The sequence below is a fragment of the Kineosporia rhizophila genome (assembly GCF_021277265.1).
In the GTDB taxonomy this organism is placed as follows: domain Bacteria; phylum Actinomycetota; class Actinomycetes; order Actinomycetales; family Kineosporiaceae; genus Kineosporia; species Kineosporia rhizophila.
Map to the genome: position 1 here is coordinate 633,734 of NZ_JAJSOH010000002.1, position 20,821 is coordinate 654,554.

Sequence of the window (20,821 nt, forward strand, 5' to 3'; positions counted from 1 at the left end):
CCGGCAACCCGATTTGCGCATGCCCTGACCATCGGCAGACGGGGTCTCTCATCTGTGTAGCGCCTGGTCGGCGAGACTCGGCAGGGTGTACGTCGTGCCTCTGCGGGTGCCGTGCTGCTCAAGCACACCCTCGGCGACCAGTCCCTGCAGAAGGGTCCGGGCAGCCACACGATCCAGCCCGGTGAGCCGGCGCACCTTCTCGTTCGTGATCGGTCCTGCCCCCGCCGCATCCATCACCACCTGCTGGTCGGTGCGATCCGGGCCGACCCGACCCAGGGTGTAGTAAGCCCGCCCTCGGGTTCCGTGCTGGGTCATGAGCCCGGCCTTGCAGAGCCGGCGCAGTCGTGTCCGAACATCCGTACTGTCCACCGACAAGGCCTCTCGGGCCCGGGCATTGGTCAGACGTCCCTCACGAAGCAGGACCAGAAGCAGGCCGCGCTCCTCCGGCAGCAGGCGCCCTTCTCGTTCGTACTCCAGGAGCCAGGCTCGTTCGGTCGTGGACATCAGCCCCCGCAACGGCAGAACCACCCGGAACGAGTCACTGGATTCGCTGAATCCCGGTTCCCTGAGCATTTCCAGCCGCATCGAGTCCTGCATGATGTCGATTCCCTGCCCACTGTCCTCAGCCAGGCCGAAGCGCCGCAGCACATCGATCACCGTGTGATTGCGGGGAGACTGGGCCTGTCGGAGCGTCTCGACCGACACCGGAGGGGGCAGAGAACCGGGGCTCGTAACAACCACCTCGTTCGGGCGGATCTCGACCACCACCGGAGATGTGTCGAGTTCGTACGATCGATGCGCGACTGCGTTGGCCAGGGCTTCGCGGACCACCCGGGCCGGAAGCCTCGGCACATCGTGGCGTCGGGCACCGGTGATCACCATCTCGGTCCCCATCCGCTCCAGGACCATCCCCGTAGCGATCTCCACCTGCTGCTGAACCGGCCCGTCGACCGTTCGCCGAAAGACGTAGGACAGGTCCTGGTCGCTCTCGTAGACCCGGACGTCCACCGTGAACTTGGCCGCCTGGAGGGATGTGGCCGGATCGGTCAGGGTCAGCGCACCGGCCACCGAGAGGTTTCCGGATTCGTGCAGGAGGCCGCGCTCGGACCACCGGTCCTGGGAGTCCCGCGGGTTCCAGCCGAAAGCACGGGAGACGGCCCGCACGAGTTGCGGGTCAGCATCCGCGGCGCGTACTCCAGAATCGGTCGACTCGTACCGAACAAGCGTTCGTGAAGCCAGGAGCGCCATGAGGTCTCTTCCGAACAACGGCTGATTGTGGCCGCCGCGGCGAACCAGAACCCGCCCGTCGCTGGTCTGGGCGACCTCGTCGTTGCGCCGCTGCACCTCTACTGCCACCAGAACCCGGCCGTCGACTTGGATCTCCCGGATCGAGTAACGCCCGACGTTGTGCGCATCGGTGGCTGCGCTGTGAACCGCGTCGTCGAGACCCTGGCTTCTTCCGTGACCAACGACCTCCCGGGCATCAGTGACACCGATCAAGATGGTTCCGCCGTCGGTGTTGGACATGGCCACGAAAGCCTCTTGCAGCGGCTTACGGCCCGCACCGGTTTTCAGTTCGAGGTGCTCATGCTCGCGTTGAATGAAGAGTCGCAGGTGCTGCAGGGACACCTCATCCGGAAGTCTCTCCATGGCCGCAGTATGAACCGATTATGAAACTGAACTCCACTCCGATTTAGCCGGGGTCAGTTCGGATTCATAACCGGTTCATACCTGTCCTATCGCCAGGCCGGGCAGCCCCGCCGGATCGGCCGGCCCCTTGTTCGCCTCCGCCAGGATGCCGCTGAGACGCCGGGCCTCGGTGCGCAGGCGGCTGGCGCTCTTGCGGGCCGCGACCTCGGCCAGGCCGTCGACCGGGCAATGACCGAGAAGCTCGCCGGTGGCCTGGGTGTGCTGCGCGGCCTCCACCGCCAGGGCGACCACATCGGCGAGCCGGGCGAGGGGTTCGCCGGCGGGGGCCGGCAGGCACTGGGGCAGAGCTGAGGCCAGGATTGCCCAGACGGTCGGCCAGGCCCCGGCCTCGCCCAGGCCGCGTAGTGCGTCGACCACCCGGTTGAGCTTGACCTGGCGTTCCACAGCCAGTCGGCCGAGCAGATGGCCGAGAGCCGGGGAGTCGAGTTCATCCCGGCCGAGCAGGACGGCCAGGGCCTCGGCGGCCGCCACCCGGGTCTCGGCCCGGGCCGAGTCGAGAGCGCGGCAGTACAGCAGGAGGCCGGCCGGACCGATCGGCCCGGGCACCCGGGCGTGCGCAAGAACCACTTCGTCGGCCCCCCGGTTGAGTTCGGCGAGTTCGCGATGCAGGTGTGCGGCCGTCACCTCCCGGTCGAACGGCAGGATCGCCGGCCAGCAACTGAGCCAGGCCGTGTCGTAGAAGAACATCTTGGCCCCCGGCATGGGCAGCCTCCAGAGCCTGGCCCACGGCTGCGGCAGCTCCGCCGAGTGCGTGGGGTGAAGAACGGCCAGCAGGTCGGACCGGGACTCGTTCTTGTCGAAGTAGTGAACGGCGTAGCGGGTCTGCCGGGTCCAGAGCTGAAGACTTGTCCTGCTACCGGCCGATCCGAGTGCGGCCAGGCCGGATGCGCTCTGCTCACCGGCAACCCGCCGGACGGCCTCCAGCACCGGGCCACGGTCGGCCGGGCGCACACGCAGGTAGGCCTGGCGCAGATCGTCGGGCCAGGGCCGGCACCCGGCCGCCTCGACCAGTCCCAGCCGGCTGAGCAGGTGTGCGGCCTCGAGAACGCCCTCGTCGGTGCTGGGCGTGGCCAGCAGCACCGGGACGGGGGACCACAGGATGCCGGCCCCGACCTCGGCAACCCTTCGCAGGATGACGTCACCGGCCCGCACGCCGTGTTTGTTCTCGAGGTGAAAGAGTTCTTCAGGAGCCACTTCCGGCTGACGGCGCAGCTCCGGAGGGCCTGCGGCGAGGGCCCGGACCGATCGCAGGCACAGGACCAGCAGGTCGAGGACGGAGGTGTATCTCACGAACTCGTCCCGGCCCGGAAGCTGGGGCTGCGGCGGGCCTTCGGGCAACCACGTCATTCTCTTCATCATCGGGTCCAGAGCTGCCTGCAGCCGCTCCGGGTCCTGCCAGCTGAAGGCCACCAGGCCCGCGAGAAAACGCTCGACCTGCGGGAAATCGACCTGCCCGTTGCTGTCCCACCTCTGGTAGAAGATCGCCAGTTCCTCGGCCAGGATCTCTGCGTCGGCGAACAGCTCGAGGGACTGGGCCGGCTGCACAGCCGGAGGTGGGGCCGGAAGAGGCGCGGCCTCCAGAGCCGGCGGCGAGTGCTCACCGCCGGTCAGGGCTGCGGCCAGTGGACGCAGATCTGGCGCAATCGCACCGACCGCCACCGCGAGTTCGGCCCGGGCCGGAGCAGACAGATCTGCCGCATACGGGATCAGCAGATTCAGCACCTGCTTCTGCAGCGCCGGATCCGGATGGCCGAGCCCCACAGCCACCGCGAGGATGAGAGACTCCGGCACCACGAACGCCGGCATCCCCTCCCCCGGCGCCCCTGCCCCCGGCGCCCCTGCCCCCGGCACCACAGACTCCAGCACCCCTGCCCCCGGGGCCACAGACTCGGGCACCACGGAGCCCGGCCGTCGAAGAGCCGGCCGCAACCAGCTGAGCTGCGCCCGGAAGAGCCCCTTTTCCGGCCGTACAAGAACCGCCGTCGTGGCCTGTTCGACGACCGAGGCGTCGAGCCGGCCCACTTCGTCGAGCGCCCGCAGGCGTTGCTGGGCCACCGTGGCGACGAAAGCGGGAGCCCCGGCAATGAGGCTGACGTACTGCCCTACCCGGGAGTGCACCTCGTCGAGAGAAGGATTGAGCTGCTCGTGCAGGGCGAGCAGGCCGTGCAGATCCACCTTCCGGTCGGTGCTCTGGAGGGCACCGATACAGGCGTCGAGCAGTTCGGAACGCTCGAGCAGCGCAGGACGTCCGGGCGGCCTGTCACCGGTCAGCCGGATCAGGAGTGCTCGTAGGTCTGGACCGTCGAGCAACTGGCCGGTGCCCCGGCTCGCCAGCGCCTCCATCACCAGCGCCGACCACTGCGGCCGGGCGCGGAGGTCGGCCTCGACCTGGCGGTGGTCCTGCAGCCAGAGCTGCACGTAGGCAACCTCTACCGGCGGCGGCCCGGGTTGGCGGAGCAGGACCTCACGGGCCAGTTCGAAGTACCAGCGGCCGCTGTCCCACCGGTCCCAGTCGCGGACCCGCCGAACCAGCTCGGCGGCGAGGCGGGGATCGTCGATCAGCCCTCGCGCCTGAAGAACCTGGACGATCCCGGTGACCACGGCCTGTCGGGCCCGGCGGCTCGGCGCATCTACGCTGAGCCGCCGCAGCGCCCCTGGCAACCGGGCCACCGTCAGGGTGCCCGCCACCGCGACCGCCGTTGCACTCTCCGACGCCTTCGGGCGCGGGGTATCTTCCTGCCACCAGCGGGTGTGAGCCCGGACCAGGGCAGCGACCTCCGCTGCGAGCGAGCGCCTTTCGGCCTCGGCGAGATGCAGCATGATCTGAACGGTTTGCTCGACGCCACCGGAAGGCCCGCCGGAGCGCGGCCAGGGCCGGCCCTTCATGGCCTCCAGCAGATCTTGGAACTCCATCCCTCAGCCCTCCACCCGCATCGACTGCTGCACGGCCAGGACGTGCTTGCACGGCCCTCGAGTGCCGAGATGCTTCGCGTACCAGATGCAGGTGCAGGAACGCCGATCGCCGTCGAGGCGTACCCGGTGCGTGTCTGTCCCGCTGCTCACGAGGGCGGCCACATCACCCGGCCGGTTGCGCTCGAACTGAACCGCGCCGGCCGCGACCAGGGCCCGGGCGGCACCGTGGCGGGGGTTGAGTGCTTCCACCACGGCCCCGTCGAACGGGAGTTCGCGATGGAACGAGGCCGCCTCGGCCAGATCGCGCCCGATCCGGCCGGCCGCCCCGAGACGGACCAGGGCGGCCCGGACCCGGGTCTGGTCGAGGCCCGATTCGGCGGCCAGGGTGGGGGTGTCGATGTGCGGCTCGAACGCCAGTAGTGCACTGATCAGATCGGCGTCCTCGGCCACCGTGTCGCCGGAGAGCGCATCAAGGACCGCGCCTTCGCCGGAGAACCCCCGAGTGGCATCGGGCGAGACGGTGGCGGTGAGCCGCATTCCGGGCAGGGTGACCTCCCAGGCACTGGCCACTGCCTGACTGCTTGCGTTCACCACCGGCCCGTAGACCCGCAGACCCGAAGCGAACCGGAGCAGGGGCAGCAGCGCGGCCAGACGCTGAGGGCCGGCCAGGCAGACCGCCCCTGGCACCGGACGGGAGACCAGGCGCAGCGAACGCCCGGCGGGCGCGAACCAGAACGCACCTGAGGCCCGCCGCTGGCTGGGCAGGGCCCGCAGGAAGCGAGCCGCCTCGGCCGCGGACAGTTCCGCCCGGGCGTCGAACTCGCCGCTCAGTACGTAGATCTCACCGAACCCGCGCACCCACCTGCGGGGCAGCGGGACCTTACGCTCGACCAGCTTCTCGGTCTTCGTGGTGACCGTGACCTCGTCAGGGCCGACGGAAAGGTGCAACGCCGCCCCGTCGAGAACGCCACTGAGCGCCCGGCGCAGCGGCTCGTTCACGTCGACGTTGGTGGTACCGCGGTCGACCACGTCGCCGTCATGACCGGCCGCCAGGACGTCGAGCCGCAGGTGCACACCGCCGCACACGGAGAACGACTCGAACCGCAACCGCTCACCGTCACTGGTGACCACGGGATCACGGAAAGACGTTTCGGCCGGCTGGAAGTAACGGGTACGCGCAACCTCGGCCACCGCCAGCAGCCCGGCCGCGGCGACGGCCGGGCGCTGCAGGAAACCGGTGAAGAACTGAGGGTGCGCGTCGGTACCCGACGGGTTGGTGGCCGCCAGACTCCGCGCCGTGGTGCCGCCGGAGGTCTCCAGACCGAGGCCGCCCGGCCGTAACAAGGACGGACGACGGTAGCTGTAGGTCTGAGTCGCTTCCATGCTCGAGACCATAGGGGCGGGGTACGACAAAATGGGCTCTCAGCCCTTTGCCCCCGAACCGGACCGGCGAGCGATCGCCGTGGCGAGCGTCCTCAAACGGACTCCCCCAACCCGGGCAGCCCGCGCTTGATCTGCCGCACCGCCTGGGCGATCCGGTGCTCGTTCTCGATCAGGGCGAAGCGCACGTAGCCGTCGCCGTCCGGCCCGAAGCCGACGCCCGGGGACACTGCCACGTCGCACTCCTTGACCAGCCGGGTGGCGAACTCGATCGAGCCCAGCGAACGGAACTGCTCGGGGATCGGGGCCCAGACGAACATCGTGCCCTTGGGCCGGGCCACCTCCCAGCCGATCCGGGTGAGGCCGTCGCACAGGGCGTTGCGCCGGGCCTCGTAGACGGCGTTGACCTCGGCCGGATAGTCGGACGCCTCGTTCAGGGTGACCGTGGCGGCGATCTGCACCGGCTGGAAGGTGCCGTAGTCGAGGTAGCTCTTGAGCTTGGCCAGCGCGGCGACCACCTCGGCGTTGCCGAGCAGGAAGGCCATCCGCCAGCCGGCCATGGAGAACGACTTGGTCATCGAGTACAGCTCGACCGCGCAGTCCATCGCCCCCTCGCACTCCAGGATCGAGGGCGGGCGGACACCGTCGAACCAGACGTCTGCGTAGGCGAAGTCGTGCACCAGCACCACGTCGCGCTCCCGGGCCCAGTCGACCAGGCGCTGCAGATCCTTCTTCTCGATGGTGGCGGTGGTGGGGTTGTGCGGGAAGCAGAGAACCACCACGCGCGGCTTGGGCCAGCCGTACTCCCAGGCCTCCATCACCGCGTCGACGTAGTCCTTGCCGCCCGAGGGCCCGATGGTCACCTGGCGGGCGTCGGCGCCGGCGAAGTAGGGGCCCCAGATGTGGATGGGGTAGGACGGGGAGGGCACCAGGGCCGCGTCACCGGGCTGCAGCAGCACCCACATCAGGTGACTGAAGCCCTCTTTCGCGCCGATCGTGGCGATCACGTTCTTGCCCGGGTCGAGCTCGACCCCGTACTCCTGGGCGTAGCGGGCGGCGATGGCCTCGCGCAGCTTGGGGATGCCCCGGCTGGAGGAGTAGCGGTGGTTGCGGGAGTTGTGCGCGGCCTCGGCCAGCTTCTCCACCGCGATCTCGGGGCTGGGGATGTCGGGGTTGCCGAAACCCAGGTCGACGATGTCTTTCCCGTCCCGGCGGGCCTGCAGTTTGAGGCCGTCGATGATGGTGAAGACGTACGGCGGCAGACCCGGGATTCTCCTGAACTCCATCGTGATCACGTTAGTCCGGCCCGGCGCCGGAGCCGGATAGCCAATCACCTGATCCTGGCCTGCCCGAGGGCGAGCGGTGCAGTTATCCTCAGGTGGACGGATCACGTCGGAAAAGGCGGCAAAGTGGAGATGTGCCCGACGACTGGGAGGGTCTGGCCTCGGCCCAGGAAGGAGTGATCACCCGGCGGCAGCTCCTGGATCTGGGCCGCTCGCGCGACCAGGCCCGGCGCCACATCGACGATCACCGCTGGCAGACCCTTTGGCCAGGGGTCTATCTGACGCACTCCGGTCCGCGCACCGACCGGGCGCTGATCTGGGGCGCAGTGCTCTTCTGCGGGAAGAGCGCCCTGGCCGGAGGCCGGACCGCGCTCTGGCTGGCAGGGGCCCTGCCCCGGCGGACCGGCCCGGTCGAAGTCTGCGTTCCTCATCCCGGACCGCGGCGCCCGGCTGAGGGCATTCAGATCCGGCAGGTGCGGGGGCAACTGGCACGGCGCCGTGCCGATGGTCCTGGCCCGCCACGGCTACGGGTCGAAGACGCGGTTCTGGACGTGGCCGACCGCGAGACGGACCCGGAGGCCGTGTGCGACGTCGTGCTGCGGGTCGTCCAACAGCGGCTGACCACCAGCGGGCTGGTCGGCCTGGCCCTGTCCGAGCGGGCGCGACACCGCTGGCGTGCTCTGATCAGCGAGATGCTGCAGGAGTTCGAGGACGGGGTGCACTCGCTGCTGGAGCTCAGATACGCACGGCTGGAAGCTGTTCACGGACTTCCGCGCGGCACGCGCAACCTTCCGCAGCGCGAGGCCGACGGCCGAACTCGGTACCGGGACGTCCGCTACGACTCCTACTGTCTGGTGGTGGAACTCGACGGACGTGAGGCCCATCCCGTGCACGAGTCCTTCCGGGACCTGCGACGTGACAACGCTGCGGCCCTCGGCGGTGAGACCGTTCTGCGCTACGGCTGGCGCGACGTGGCCCAACGCCCTTGCCTCGTTGCCCGGCAGGTTGCCACCGCCCTGAACCGGCGAGGCTGGTCCGGCTCCCCCAGAGCCTGCTCCCCCACCTGTCCCCTTCCCTGATTGCTCGCGTGCTGCCCATTATCGGATGCCAAAAGTGGGCTATAGAGCAACTTTTGTCATCCGATCTTGGCGGGGGGCGCTTTTGTCATCCGATCCTGGGGCGCGGGACGGGGCAGAACGGGGACGGGCGAGGCGGGCCACTTCCGGAAGCGGGCAATTGGGCTGCGCCCGGCGCCCCCGTCGGCCACACTGATCCCCATGCCGACCCGTCTGACGAGTGTCGTGATCGACTGCGCCGACCAGCGCGCCCAGGCCCGCTGGTGGGGTGAGGCACTGGGGTGGGGCATCTCGTTCGAGAACGAGCTGGAGAGCGACATCGCCCCGGCCCCGGGCGAGCCCGGCATCGAGCTGGTGTTCGGGCCGGTGCCGGAGGCCAAGTCGGGCTGGAACCGGGTGCATCTCGACCTGGCCAGTCGTGATGCGGCGCACCAGGCCGAGACGGTGGCCCGGCTGGAGGCGGCGGGGGCGCGGCTGATCGAGCTCGACGTGGAGCGGCCGTGGGTGGTGCTGGCCGATCCCGAGGGCAACGAGTTCTGCGTGCTGGAGCACCGGGACGAGTACGACGGGCTCGGGCCGATCGCGGCCATCGTGATGCAGGCCCACGATCCGGCTGCGCTGGGCGCATTCTGGCAGCAGGCCGGGGCCGGTGAGCTGCGGGCCGAGGGTGGGCCGGTGGCCACGTTGACCCTGACCACCCCCGGTCCGTTCCTGGAGTTCATCCGCACCGACGAACCCAAGACCGTGAAGAACCGGGTCCACCTCGACGTGCGTCCCTACGCCGCCGACGACCAGGCGGCCGAGGTGGAGCGGCTGATCAAGGCCGGGGCCCGGCACACCGAGATCGGCCAGTCCGAGGCGCCGAAGGGCGAGGTCACCTGGGTGGTGCTGGCCGATCCGGAGGGCAACGAGGTCTGCGTGCTACGCCCGCAGGACTGAAAAGGACTTTCGGCGCAGAAGCCGCAGTGGCATCGTGAGCCGGTGACGACTCAGCTGCAGACCGAGCGCCTGATCCTGCGCCAGTGGAAGGACTCCGACCGAGATGCCTTCTTCGCGCTGAACTCCGACCCGGAAGTGCGCCGTTTCTTCCCCACCACCCAGACCCGCGAGCAGAGCGACCAGGCGCTGGACACCATCCGCCAGCACATCGACGAGCACGGCTGGGGGCTGTGGGCGGCCGAGCTGCGCGAGACCGGTGAGGTGGTCGGCCCGATCGGGCTCTGGCCGATGCCCGGCTGGTTCACCGAGAACGCCGTCGAGGTGGGCTGGCGGGTGGCGAAAGCCCACTGGGGCAAGGGATATGCGCCCGAGGCGGGCCGGGCGGCGCTGGCCTACGCGTTCGGCGAACTCAAGCTGCCGCAGGTGGTCTCGATGACCACGGTGACGAACGAGCCGTCCCAGCGGGTGATGCGGAAGATCGGGCTGACCCGTGATCCGGCCGACGACTTCGAACACCCGGGTCACCCGGGCTGGTGGGGCACGCCGCACGTGCTCTACCGGATCACCGCCGAGCGGTACCGGGCCCTCTCTTAAAAGCACAAATTGAGGACGGGGGGCGCGCCTCGGGCGCGAAACCGCAGGACTACGAGGAACGGGCTTTTACGGCGGCGTCGTAGAGCCCCCGCTTGTTCACCCCGGTCTCCCCAGCGACCGTGGCCACTGCGTCCTTGAGCCGCTCACCCTCGTCCACCATTTGTTCTACTCGAGCGACCAGGGCGGCCACGTCATCCTTGGCTGACGGGTCCGCCAGGTCGACCGGCGTGCGCTCGGGCGCCCCGCCCACAACGATCGAGATCTCGCCCAACACCTCGGTTTCCGTGGCCCAGTCGGTCAGCTGGGCCAGGGAACCGCGCTTGACCTCTTCGTACGTCTTGGTCAGCTCACGGCAGACCGCGGCCGGCCGATCGGCGCCGAGGGCGTCGCGCAGGGCGGTAAGGGTGTCGGCCGTGCGCCGGGGCGACTCGAAGAAGATCAGGGTGCGGGGTTCCTCGGCGAGCGCACGAAAAGCACTGGCACGCTTGCCGTTGGTGCGGGGCGGGAAACCCTCGAAGCAGAACCGGTCGGAGGGCAGGCCGGACAGCGCCAGAGCGGTCAGTGCCGCGGAGGGGCCGGGCAGCGCGGTCACCGGCAGACCGGCCTCGACCACGGCCCGCACCGCCTTGAGCCCCGGGTCGGAGACCCCGGGCATGCCCGCGTCGGTGACCACCAGCACCGTGCCACCACCGGCCACCACCTCCAGCAGGGTGCCGGAGCGGGCCTCTTCGTTGTGCTCGTAGTTGCTGATCACCTTGCCCTGCGGAGTGATCCCCAGGGCCGCGGCCAGCCGCCGGAAGCGGCGGGTGTCCTCGGCCGCGATCAGGTCGGCGGTCTCGATCAGCCGGGCGAGCCGCACCGAGGCGTCTTCCGGGTCGCCGATCGGGGTGGCGGCCAGGACCAGCCGGCCGGTCACCGGATCTCCCAGATCTCGACGCCGCCCTCGCTGACCGGGGCCTGCTCGAGCAGGTCGGAGACGGTCCGGCGGAGCGCGTCGGATGCCTGGTCCGGCCCGAGCACGATCTTGTCGGCCCCCCAGGCCTGCAGATCGGCCTGGGCCTGGGCCCGGTCGGCCGGGGTGACCACCCTGGCCACACCGGTGTACTGCACCTCGGAGAGCAGCCGTGCGGTGGCCGGATCGGCGGCTCCCCCGACGTAGGCCTGGCCGTCCTCGGCGGGGCCGAGGAAGTAGCCGCCCGGCATCCGGAACGGGTAGCCGGCCTCGGACTGCCAGCGCATCGCGGTGGGCAGGGTCGGCACCGGGTAGGGCAGCACGACCACGACCGTATCGTTCGGCAGATCCTGCGCCTGGCTGGTGAACCACTGCGGGGTCTCGGGCGCGTCGACGACCGGGATCGCGGCCGGCAGCAGCGGCGCGAGGCAGGCCACCGAGACAGCGACCGCCCCGACCGCCCTGGCGGTGACGTTGGTGCGACCGCTCGGCCGGCTGGCGGGGTGCAGCAGACGATGACGGGAACCGCTGCGCAGCCCCTGGACGGCCAGGGCCAGCAGCACCCCGGAGAACAAAGCCACCAGCAGGCCGAGCCGGGTGGCCAGCGAGGCCTCGGTGACCGGCAGTTCCTGCAGCAGGTGGTAGGGACCGCGGTGCTCGGTCCAGACCCCGTCGATCCAGAGCCGCCCGCCGAGCGAGAGCGCCGCCGACACCAGCAGACCCACCGCCGCGCAGCGCACCGCCAGCATGCGCCAGCCCAGCACGATCGTGATCAGGCAGGTGATGATCAGCGGCCAGCCCAGGTAGGCCAGGTGCTCCTCGATCCCGCCCGGGAAGTTGCGGGCGTTCTCCAGGTCGGCCGCGCGGTGCAGCAGCACCCCCGGGGTCGGGGTGAAGAACGCGGTCACGTCGGCGCCGAAGTAGTCCTTGGTGAACGGGCTGCCGTGGTGCGCGTGCGGCCCGAAGAACTGCAGGTAGAGCGGGTAGGCGGCGAGCGGCAGGAACACCGTGAAGGCGACCAGCAGGGTGCGGGCCAGGCGGGCGGCGCCGGCCTTGATCTGACGCGGCCGGAAGACCGCGGCGGTGAGCAGGATCAGCAGGGCGCCGAGACCGGCCTGGAACAGCACTTCCTCACCGAGGAACACCTGCAGCAGGGCGACCAGGCCGAGCCAGAACCCGACCCGGATCGGGCCGTGCGCGTCCCAGCGGCTGCTGCGGCGGTGGTCGGTGCGCCACGCCTCCACGCTGAGCGCGATCAGGATCGGCAGGCCGGGGGCCAGGGCCATGGTGATGTGCCCGGTCAGCGAGTTGACGATGGCCGGGGAGACGGCGAAGGCGGCGGCGCCGACCGCGGCCGCGCCGGAGGAGACGCCCGGCACCTTGCGCAGCGCCCAATAGCCGGCCGCGAAGCAGGCGGGCACCGCCAGCAGGTTCAGGATGTTCAGCGTGAGGACCGAGTTGACCAGCACCGTCACCGGGGCGAGGAGCACCGCCGGCAGGAGCAGCGTGGTGTTGTTCATCGCGCCCACGCCGGTCGGGTAGTTCAGGTCCTGGGTCTCGAACGGGCTGCGCACCTCGCCCAGCGAGTGCGGGGTGTGCCCGAGCCACCAGGAGTAGTGGATGGCGTCCGGCACGTTGCCGGCGACGAACCGGCCGGCCGGATCGGCCCAGAGGCCGGCCGTGGCGGCCAGGCCGAAACCCAGGGCGGCCAGGGCGACCAGCACGAGCACCGGCCCGGACGGGTCCTCCCGTCGGGGTCTGGGCAGCCAGACCCGCTGATCGACCGGTGTGGCCTGCGGCGACGCACTCACCCGCGCCTGTCCTCCTGTTTCGGCGTTCCTGCTGTCCAGCTCCGCGTCGACCCCCTGGCGAGCGCCCGGCGGAGGTCAGTCTGACAGGTGAGGGCATCCGGCCCCACCCCCGCACCCTTTACGATGACGCGGGTGATTAGCCCTGCCGTGGCCACCCGCGCCGCGGTGCGCGCGGTCCGCCCGCCCTCGCCCACCCAGCGCAGTCCCCGTCTGACGCTGCGCGGTTGGCTCGCCGTGCTGGCCGTCACCGCCTTCGGCGGGTTCATCCGGTTCTGGCACCTCGGCACCCCCGGCACCCTGGTCTTCGACGAGACGTACTACGTCAAGCAGGGCTGGTCGATGATCGAGGCCGGTTACGAGCTGGCCTGGAAGGGCAAGGGCGAGGAGGTCGACCCGCTGTGGAACCGCGGTGACACCGACGTCTTCCTGAGCACCCCCGACTTCGTGGTGCACCCGCCGGTGGGCAAGTGGATGATCGGCCTGGGCGAGTGGATCTTCGGGCCGACCAGCGCGTTCGGCTGGCGTTTCGCCTCGGCCGTGGTCGGCACCCTGTCGATCCTGATGATCATCCTGATCGCCCGGCGGCTGTTCGGTTCCACCCTGCTCGGGCTCACCGCCGGCCTGCTGCTGGCGATCGACGGCCAGCACTTCGTGCACAGCCGCACCGGCCTGCTCGACGTGTTCGTGATGTTCTGGGCCCTGGCCGCGTTCGGCTGTGTGGTGGCCGACCGGGACATGGGACGCCGGCGGCTGGCACTGCGGGCCGCCACTGAATTCGGCGAGTTCGGCGAGGGCCGCGAACAACGCGCGGCCGACTCGTGGTCGTGGTGGATGGGCGTGCGCTGGTGGCGGATCGCCGCCGCGGTCTGCCTGGGGCTGTGCGCCGGGACCAAGTGGTCGGGCCTGTACTTCGCCCTGGTCTTCGGCATCATGATCATCCTGTGGGACGCCGGGGCCCGGCGGGCCGCGGGGCTGCGGCACTGGTTCGCCGGCTCGGTGATCTGGGGCGCGCTCTCCGGGACGCTCATGCTGGCGGTGGCGTTCGCCACCTACCTGCTCTCCTGGACCGGCTGGTTCCTCTCCAGCGACGCCTACGACCGCCGGTGGGCCCAGGACCATCCGGGCGAGGGCATCACCTGGCTGCCCGGGGCCCTGCGCAGCCTGGCGCACTACCACCAGCAGATGTGGGACTTCAACATCAACCTGGCGGCCACCCACCCCTACGAGGCCAACCCCTGGTCGTGGATCGTGGTGGGCCGGCCCACCGCCTTCTACTACGAGGACCCCAAGCGCGGGGAGCTGGGCTGCGCGGTCGACGTCTGCTCGCAGGCGATCACCGCCCTGGGCAACCCGGTGATCTGGTGGGGCGCCACCCTGGGCATCGTGGTGCTGCTGTTCTGCTGGGTGCTGCGCCGCGACTGGCGGGCCGGGGCCGTGCTGGCCGGGCTGGCCGCCGGCTACCTGCCCTGGTTCCAGTACCAGCACCGCACGATCTTCAACTTCTACACGATCGCCTTCACCCCCTGGGTCGTGCTCACCGTGGTCTACGTGCTCGGGCTGATCCTGGGGCGCCGCAGCGACTCGGCCCGCCGCCGGCGCAACGGGGCCTGGATCGCCGGGACGCTGGTGCTGCTGGCCGTGCTCTGCTTCTGGTTCTTCCTGCCCCTCTACACCGCCCAGGTGATCCCCCAGCCCAGCTGGAGCGACCGGATGTGGCTGCCCAGCTGGATCTGAGGCCCGCACGGGTGGCAACCACCCCTCGTCCTCAAGCGCGGTTCTCCTCAGGACGACCGTCCTGGCACAACCAGAGGACGGAGGGCCGCAGTGACGGTGGACGAGGAGCTGGCCGAACTCAGGAGCCAGGTGGAGGCGTTCGCCCGGGGACAGGCCAGGGCCGAGTACGGTCTGGACGGCACGGTTCTGGCCGTGAACGAGGCCTACGCCACGCTGATGGGCTACTCGGTCGGCGAGCTGATCGGCCGTAGCCACACCGATCTCGTGCCGCCCGACGTCGCCGAGTCGGAGGCCTACACCAGCCTCTGGGCCGACCTACGGGCCGGCGACTCCTCGTCCGGTGAGTTCCGCCGGGTCTGGCAGGGCCGGCGCGACCTGTGGATCCGCTCCACCTGGACCCCGGTGCGCAACGTGGCCGGCAAGGTGATCAAGGTGATCGAGTACGCCCTCGACATCACCGACGCCAAGCGTGCGGCCGCCGACGCTCAGGGCAAGATCGCCGCGATCGACCGGTCCCAGGCGGTGATCGAGTTCGACCTGGGCGGCATCATCCTCGAGGCCAACGAGAACTTCCTGCAGACCGTGGGTTACAGCCGCGGCGAGGTGGTCGGCCAGCACCACCGGATGTTCGTCCCCCCGGACGAGGCCCGCTCGGCCGCCTACCGGCAGTTCTGGCAGCGTCTGGGGGCCGGCGAGTTCGTGGCCGGGGAGTTCCACCGGGTGGGCAAGGGCGGACGCGACATCTGGCTCCAGGCCGTCTACAACCCGATCCTGGACATCGACGGCCACCCCTGGAAGGTGGTCAAGTACGCCACCGACGTCACCGAGGCCAAGCGCCGCAACGCCGACTTCGAGGGCAAGGTGGCCGCGATCGACCGTTCTCAGGCGGTGATCGAGTTCGACCTCAACGGTGTGATCCAGACGGCCAACGAGAACTTCCTGACCACCATGGGCTACGACCGGGAAGAGGTGATCGGTAAGCACCACCGGATGTTCGTGCCCCCGCTCGAGGCCGCTTCGGAGGAGTACCAGACGTTCTGGCGACGCCTTCGCGAGGGCGAGTTCATCTCGGGCGAGTTCCATCGCGTCGCCCGGGGCGGGCGCGACGTCTGGCTCCAGGCGATCTACAACCCGGTCCTGGACCTGGACGGAAAGCCCTGGAAGGTGGTCAAGTTCGCGGTCGACGTGACCGCCGAGAAGACCCGCAACGCCGACTTCGAGGGCAAGATCAACGCCATCCTGCGCTCGCAGGCGGTGATCGAGTTCGATCTCGAGGGCAACGTGCTGGACGCCAACGACGCCTTCCTCGACCTGCTGGGCTACCGCCTGGAAGAGGTCCGGGGCCGGCACCACCGGCTGTTCGTGCGCCCGGAAGAGGCCGCGAGCACCGAGTACCAGCTGTTCTGGAGCAAACTGGCACGCGGCGAGTTCGACTCCGGCGAGTACCTGCGGGTGGGCAAGGACGGGCGCGAGGTCTGGATCCGGGCCACCTACAACCCGATCCTGAACGCCGAGGGCCGGCCGTTCAAGGTGGTCAAGTACGCCACCGACGTGACCGCCGACAAGCTGCGCAACGCCGAGTACGCCGGCCGGGTGCAGGCTCTGGACCGCGCCCAGGCGGTGATCGAGTTCGACCTCGAGGGCCGGATTCTCGATGCCAACGACAACTTCCTGAAGACCGTGGGCTACACCCTGCGCGAGATCGTCGGCCAGCACCACAGCATCTTCTGCACCCCCGACTACGTGACCTCCGAGGAGTACCGGGACTTCTGGCTGCGCCTGCAGCGCGGCGAGTTCCGCTCCGGGCAGTTCCACCGGGTCGGCAAGTACGGCCGGGACGTGTGGATCCAGGCCAGCTACAACCCGATCCTCGACCTGTCCGGCCGGCCGGTGAAGGTGATCAAGTACGCCTCCGACATCACCCAGCAGGTGCAGCTGGAACAGCGGCTGAAGGCCAAGACCGAGGCGATGAGCGCCGCGGTGCAGCGGCTGACCGAGTCGATCGACGCGATCTCGATGAGCACCGCCGACGCCAACCGCTGGTCCACCTCCACCCAGGACGACGCCGAGACCGGCTCGGCCGCGCTGCGCGAGTCCGCCGAGGCGATCTCCCTGATCCAGCGCAGCTCCGCCCAGATCGCCGAGATCGTCCAGGTGATGAGCGACATCGCCGACCAGACCAACCTGCTCGCCTTCAACGCCTCGATCGAGGCGGCCCGGGCCGGCGAGCACGGCCTGGGCTTCTCGGTGGTGGCCGGTGAGGTGCGCAAGCTGGCCGAGCGCTCGGCCGACGCCGCCCGGGAGATCTCCAAGCTGGTGAAGGAGTCGACCCAGCGGGTGGACCAGGGCGCCGAGGTCTCCCGCAAGGCCGGGGACGCGTTCGAGGACATCGTCTCCAGCGTCGGGCAGACCAGCGGCTCGATCGAGCTCATCGTGATGGCCACGAAGACCCAGGTGGAGGCCTCGGCCGAGGTCACCGCGCTGATCGCCGAACTGCTCGGGCCGGCCGACAGCAGCAGCCGATGACGCACGGGCTGTTCGCGATCGGACAGGCCTGTGTCGCCCTGCCGCTGACCGCCGTCCGGGAGGTCACGCCCTGCCCGGCCGAACTGGCGGCGCTGCCCACCAGTGCACCGGGACTGCTCGGCGCGGTGAACCTCCGGGGCCAGGTGATCCCGGTGCTGGACCTGCTGGCGCTGGACCGGCCCGGCGAGAGCCCGGGGGGCCACCACGTCATCGTGGTGATCCTCCACGGCGGACGGCTTCTCGGGCTGGCGGTGGACGGCGTACACGGGGTGACCACGCCGGAGGGGCTTCGGGAGGTGGGGGGACCCGGGCAGCGGCTCCCGGTCTCGCACACCTTCACGTCCACCGACGGCGAGATCGTCAGCGTCCTCGACGTGGAGATCCTCTTCACCCTGCCCGGGATCCCGGTGGTGCAGGACGACCGGGCCGGGGGTGAGGGGGCCTTCGGCGACCAGGTCGAGCACCGGCTGGAGGCGGCCGACCTGTCCGGCTCGATCCTGCTGGTGCGCTGCGCGGAACACCTCCTGGCGGTGAACATCGAGGCGGTGCACACCATCGTGCCGCGGGTGCAGGTGCGCAACTCCCCGCTGCGGCAGGGATCGTGCCGCGGAGTGACCGACTACGACGGCGCCGAGGTCCCGGTGTTCGACCCGCTGATGCTGGCCGGGCTCGGTGAGCTCTCGGCCCACGACACCGAGGGGGTGGCCATCCGCTTCCACGAGGGCGTAGTGGTGATGCTGCTGTCAGAGGTGCTGGAGCTGATCCCGGCAAGCGCGGCCCAGCGCTTCCCCCTGCCCGCCGTACCGGTGGCGGGCCGCCAGTACCTGGACGGGGTGGTGCGCATCCCGGGCCGGGGCGACTTCCTGTCCTTGGCCGTGCCGGAGATTCTCGGGCACCCGGACCTGAACGCGCTCTCCCGGCTCAACACCCCGCACGCCAACGACAACGGGGAAGCGGTGCCGGCCCAGCGTTCCGGCGAGGACCCGCAGGAGAGTGCGGGCGAGGCCCGGGCCGGTGGCACCTACCTCACCTTCTCGGTGTACCCCGGCAGCAAGGACCTGGCGGTACCGCTCGACCAGGTGGTCGAGATCCTGCCGTTCCCCGAGCGGTTCAGCGTGCTCCAGGCCGGCGACGACACCGTCCTGGGCCTGTTCACCCACCGGGACAACGTGGTGCCCCTGATCCGGCTGGCCGCCCTTCTCGGCCTGGGTCACTCGCCCGAGCACAGCCAGTACCTGCTGCTGGTGAGCACCCGGCCGGGTCTGGTCGGCCTGGCCGTGCACGCCCTGCGGGCGATCGAGCGCTCGGTGTGGGAGGACCCGGCGGCCTCGAGCCGGCCGGCCGGCAGTTCACTGGCGGAGGCCCTGGACCGGAGGTGGATGATCCGCCTGGCCGCCATCGGCACCTCGGACGAGCCCCGGATGCTCTCCCGGATCGACCTCGCCGCGATCGGGGCGGCGCTCGTCCCGCCGGCGGCCCTCGCTGCTGCGAGCCTCTGACCGGCCCGAGAGCCGAAACCGCTCGCGGACTGGCTGATCGATCACACTCTGCCCACTGGTGGCCGCCATCCCCGGGGAGCAGGATGCTCAGAGCCCGTTCCGAGCGACGCCAGGAGGTCCCGAGTGCGGATCGGTATGCCGCTGTCCTACAGCGAGAGCTTCGTCGAGGTGGTGGACCAGCTGCCGGACTACCGCCGGGCCGGCCTGTCCATCGTCTACGTGGCCGAGGCGTACAGCTTCGACGCGGTGAGCCAGCTCGGCTTCATCGCGGCCAAGGTGCCCGACCTGGAGATCGCCTCCAACATCCTGCCGATCTACACCCGCACCCCGGCCCTGCTGGCGATGACCGCGGCCGGGCTGGACCACGTCTCCGGCGGCCGGTTCACCCTCGGGCTGGGCGCCAGCGGACCGCAGGTGATCGAGGGTTTCCACGGCGTGCCCTACGACGCCCCGATCGGCCGGACCCGGGAGATCATCGGGATCTGCCGGCAGATCTGGCGGCGCGAGCGCCTGGAGCACACCGGCAAGCACTACACGATGCCCCTGGAAGGGGGTACCGGCCTGGGCAAGCCGCTGAAGCTGATCAATCATCCGGTGCGCGAGCGCATCCCGATCCTGATCGCCGCCATGGGCCCGAAGAACGTGGAGCTGGCGGCCGAGCTGGCCGAGGGCTGGGCGCCGTTCTTCTTCCGGCCCGAAGGGGCTTCCGAGGTCTGGGGAGACGCGCTGGCGGCCGGGCGTTCCCGGCGCGACGAGCAGCTGGGCGAGCTGGACGTGGTGGTCCCGGTCCCGGTGGCGATCGGCGAGGACGTGGGGCCGCTGATCGACTTCATGCGCCCGCAGTTCGCGCTGTACCTGGGCGGGATGGGCGCCAAGGGCAAGAACTTCTACCACGACCTGGCCTCCCGCTACGGGTTCGAGGCCGAGGCCGACCGCATCCAGGAGCTGTACCTGGCCGGGCGCAAGGAGGAGGCGGCCGCGGCGGTGCCCGGCGAGCTTTTGCGCTCGATCGGCCTGGTCGGCCCGAAGGGCTGGGTGGCGGAACGGGTCTCGGCCCTGCACGAGGCCGGGGTGACCACCCTCTCGATCCAGCCGCTGGCCCGCACCCACGAGGAGCGGGTGGCCACGATCGAGACGCTGGCCGGGCTGCTTCCCTAGGGTCGTCCGGGTCAGGCCCTAGGACGCGGAGAGCCACAGGCTGGGCTGGGCGACCAGGCGGTCGATGACGGTGAACGCCGCTCCCGTCATCGCCGCGTAGTCGCCCGCCCGCGCGCGGCTCACCCGGACCGGCACCCAGTCGCTGAACACCACCAGCTCGGCCAGGGTGGTCTCGACCGGGCCGGCGATCACGTCGAACAACGAGGCGAAGGTGCCGCCCAGCACCACCTCGTCCACGTCCGAGATGTGCGCGACCGCCGACAGCGCGATGCCGAGCGCCCGGCCGGCCTCCTGCACCGCGGTCACCGCCCTCGCCTGTCCGGAGTCCACGGCCGCAAGCAGTTCTTCCAAAGGCGCCCCGAGCAGGCCCGCCGCCTTCAGTAACGCATGCTGCCCGGCCACGTCCTCGAGCCGGATCAGGTCCGAGGTGCCCTTGGAACCGACCACCACGTGCCCGATCTCGCCCGCCCAGCCGTGCCGCCCGGCCGCGAGCTCGCCGCCCAGCACCCGGGCGCCGCCGATCCCGATCTCGCCGGAGACGTAGAAGAAACTGGGCCGGCCGTTCTCGCTCAGCCGGGCCCGGACCTCGGCCCGGGCCGCCAGGTCGGCCTCGTTGGCCACCGCGAAACCGGCCACCCCGCCCAGCAGTTCGGCCGGGAGCAGCTGCGGCGCGTCGAGATCCCGCCAGCCCAGGTTGGGTGCGGTGCGCAGGACCGAGGACGAGTCGAGCAGGCCCGGCAGCGCCAGGGTGGCGCCCGCGATCCGCACCCCCTTGGCCAGCACCGAGGCCCGCACCTCCCGGGCCACCTCTTCCAGCTGCGCGGCCACCGCCGTCGGGTCGGAACCGCGCAGGTCTCCCTGCACCACCCGCTGGGCGATCACCTCGCCGGTCAGGTCGAGGGCGCGCACGCCGAGATAGTCGACGTTCACCTCCAGACCGAGCGCCGCCACCGCTCCCCGCACCGGCACCAGGGGTACAGCGGGACGGCCGCGAGAAAGCACCACCGGTGCCAGTTCCCGTACCAGGCCGGTCTCCACCAGCCGGTCGACGATGTTGGTCACCGCGGCCCGGGAGAGCCCGGTGAGCGTGGAGATCTGGGCCCGGGAGACCGGCTCGGCCGCCTCCAGCACCACCGACAGCGCCAGTGACAGATTGTGTTCACGCATCCAGTCCTGCCTGAGTGGCGCAACCGGAGGTGACATGCCTTGACCCTACCGTCACAGCTGGATAAATTCACGGCGTCAA

At 70.4% G+C, this 20,821-nt stretch carries 14 protein-coding genes and 1 pseudogene; 7 read left to right on the forward strand and 8 right to left on the reverse strand.

Annotated elements, in window-relative coordinates; translation table 11 throughout:
- Window positions 1–48 precede the first annotated feature (48 nt).
- From LWF15_RS06260 to LWF15_RS06280, 5 genes and pseudogenes are all read right to left on the reverse strand, one after another.
- Window positions 49–1,248 (reverse strand): ATP-binding protein, encoded by a 1,200-nt coding sequence (locus LWF15_RS06260; RefSeq protein ID WP_232809406.1) that lies wholly within the window; start codon window positions 1,246–1,248, stop codon window positions 49–51.
- A 75-nt stretch (window positions 1,249–1,323) separates the two neighbouring features.
- A pseudogene (locus LWF15_RS38075) lies at window positions 1,324–1,650 on the reverse strand (AlbA family DNA-binding domain-containing protein); the annotation flags it as partial.
- A 75-nt stretch (window positions 1,651–1,725) separates the two neighbouring features.
- A complete protein-coding gene (locus LWF15_RS06270) occupies window positions 1,726–4,623 on the reverse strand; it encodes a hypothetical protein (protein ID WP_232809408.1) in 2,898 nt (965 codons plus the stop codon).
- A gap of 3 nt (window positions 4,624–4,626) precedes the next feature.
- Entirely contained in the window at window positions 4,627–6,006 is a 1,380-nt protein-coding gene (locus LWF15_RS06275) for an SWIM zinc finger family protein (protein WP_232809409.1), read from the reverse strand.
- Window positions 6,007–6,098: 92 nt separating this feature from the next.
- The gene (locus tag LWF15_RS06280; protein ID WP_232809410.1) at window positions 6,099–7,289 is read right to left on the reverse strand and encodes an aminotransferase class I/II-fold pyridoxal phosphate-dependent enzyme; all 1,191 of its coding nucleotides are present in this window, start codon (window positions 7,287–7,289) and stop codon (window positions 6,099–6,101) included.
- A gap of 131 nt (window positions 7,290–7,420) precedes the next feature.
- On the opposite strand from LWF15_RS06280, the gene LWF15_RS06285 reads away from it, so the two are divergent.
- The 3 genes from LWF15_RS06285 to LWF15_RS06295 all read left to right on the forward strand — a co-directional run bounded on the left by LWF15_RS06285 (window position 7,421) and on the right by LWF15_RS06295 (window position 9,895).
- Window positions 7,421–8,365, forward strand: a complete 945-nt coding sequence (locus LWF15_RS06285; RefSeq protein WP_232809411.1) for a hypothetical protein — start codon at window positions 7,421–7,423, stop codon at window positions 8,363–8,365.
- Window positions 8,366–8,563: 198 nt separating this feature from the next.
- The gene (locus tag LWF15_RS06290; RefSeq protein ID WP_232809412.1) at window positions 8,564–9,301 is read left to right on the forward strand and encodes a VOC family protein; all 738 of its coding nucleotides are present in this window, start codon (window positions 8,564–8,566) and stop codon (window positions 9,299–9,301) included.
- Window positions 9,302–9,343: 42 nt separating this feature from the next.
- Complete coding sequence (locus tag LWF15_RS06295) at window positions 9,344–9,895, forward strand: GNAT family N-acetyltransferase (RefSeq protein ID WP_232809413.1); 552 nt, start codon at window positions 9,344–9,346, stop codon at window positions 9,893–9,895.
- Window positions 9,896–9,944: 49 nt separating this feature from the next.
- On the opposite strand, the gene rsmI is transcribed toward LWF15_RS06295, so the two are convergent.
- Both rsmI and LWF15_RS06305 read right to left on the reverse strand, forming a co-directional pair.
- Window positions 9,945–10,811 (reverse strand): 16S rRNA (cytidine(1402)-2'-O)-methyltransferase, encoded by an 867-nt coding sequence (gene rsmI / locus LWF15_RS06300; protein ID WP_232809414.1) that lies wholly within the window; start codon window positions 10,809–10,811, stop codon window positions 9,945–9,947.
- Window positions 10,808–12,658, reverse strand: a complete 1,851-nt coding sequence (locus LWF15_RS06305; RefSeq protein WP_232809415.1) for a hypothetical protein — start codon at window positions 12,656–12,658, stop codon at window positions 10,808–10,810. Before LWF15_RS06305 ends, rsmI begins: the two co-directional genes overlap by 4 nt.
- Window positions 12,659–12,781: 123 nt before the next feature.
- Here LWF15_RS06305 and LWF15_RS06310 point away from each other — a divergent pair, with 123 nt between their 5' ends.
- The 4 genes from LWF15_RS06310 to LWF15_RS06325 all read left to right on the forward strand — a co-directional run bounded on the left by LWF15_RS06310 (window position 12,782) and on the right by LWF15_RS06325 (window position 19,575).
- The gene (locus LWF15_RS06310; protein WP_269809604.1) at window positions 12,782–14,392 is read left to right on the forward strand and encodes a dolichyl-phosphate-mannose--protein mannosyltransferase; all 1,611 of its coding nucleotides are present in this window, start codon (window positions 12,782–12,784) and stop codon (window positions 14,390–14,392) included.
- Between the two features lie 90 nt (window positions 14,393–14,482).
- Window positions 14,483–16,918: a methyl-accepting chemotaxis protein gene (locus tag LWF15_RS06315; protein ID WP_232809417.1), complete on the forward strand. Its 2,436-nt coding sequence runs from the start codon at window positions 14,483–14,485 to the stop codon at window positions 16,916–16,918.
- Window positions 16,915–18,417 carry a chemotaxis protein CheW gene (locus tag LWF15_RS06320; protein ID WP_232809418.1) on the forward strand — a complete coding sequence of 501 codons (1,503 nt, stop codon included), beginning with the start codon at window positions 16,915–16,917 and terminating at the stop codon, window positions 18,415–18,417. The genes LWF15_RS06315 and LWF15_RS06320 overlap by 4 nt, the downstream gene beginning before the upstream one ends.
- 123 nt (window positions 18,418–18,540) lie before the next feature.
- A complete protein-coding gene (locus LWF15_RS06325) occupies window positions 18,541–19,575 on the forward strand; it encodes an LLM class F420-dependent oxidoreductase (RefSeq protein WP_232809419.1) in 1,035 nt (344 codons plus the stop codon).
- A gap of 18 nt (window positions 19,576–19,593) precedes the next feature.
- Here LWF15_RS06325 and LWF15_RS06330 read toward each other — a convergent pair whose 3' ends face one another.
- Window positions 19,594–20,742: an ROK family transcriptional regulator gene (locus tag LWF15_RS06330; protein WP_232809420.1), complete on the reverse strand. Its 1,149-nt coding sequence runs from the start codon at window positions 20,740–20,742 to the stop codon at window positions 19,594–19,596.
- Between the last annotated feature and the right edge of the window lie 79 nt (window positions 20,743–20,821).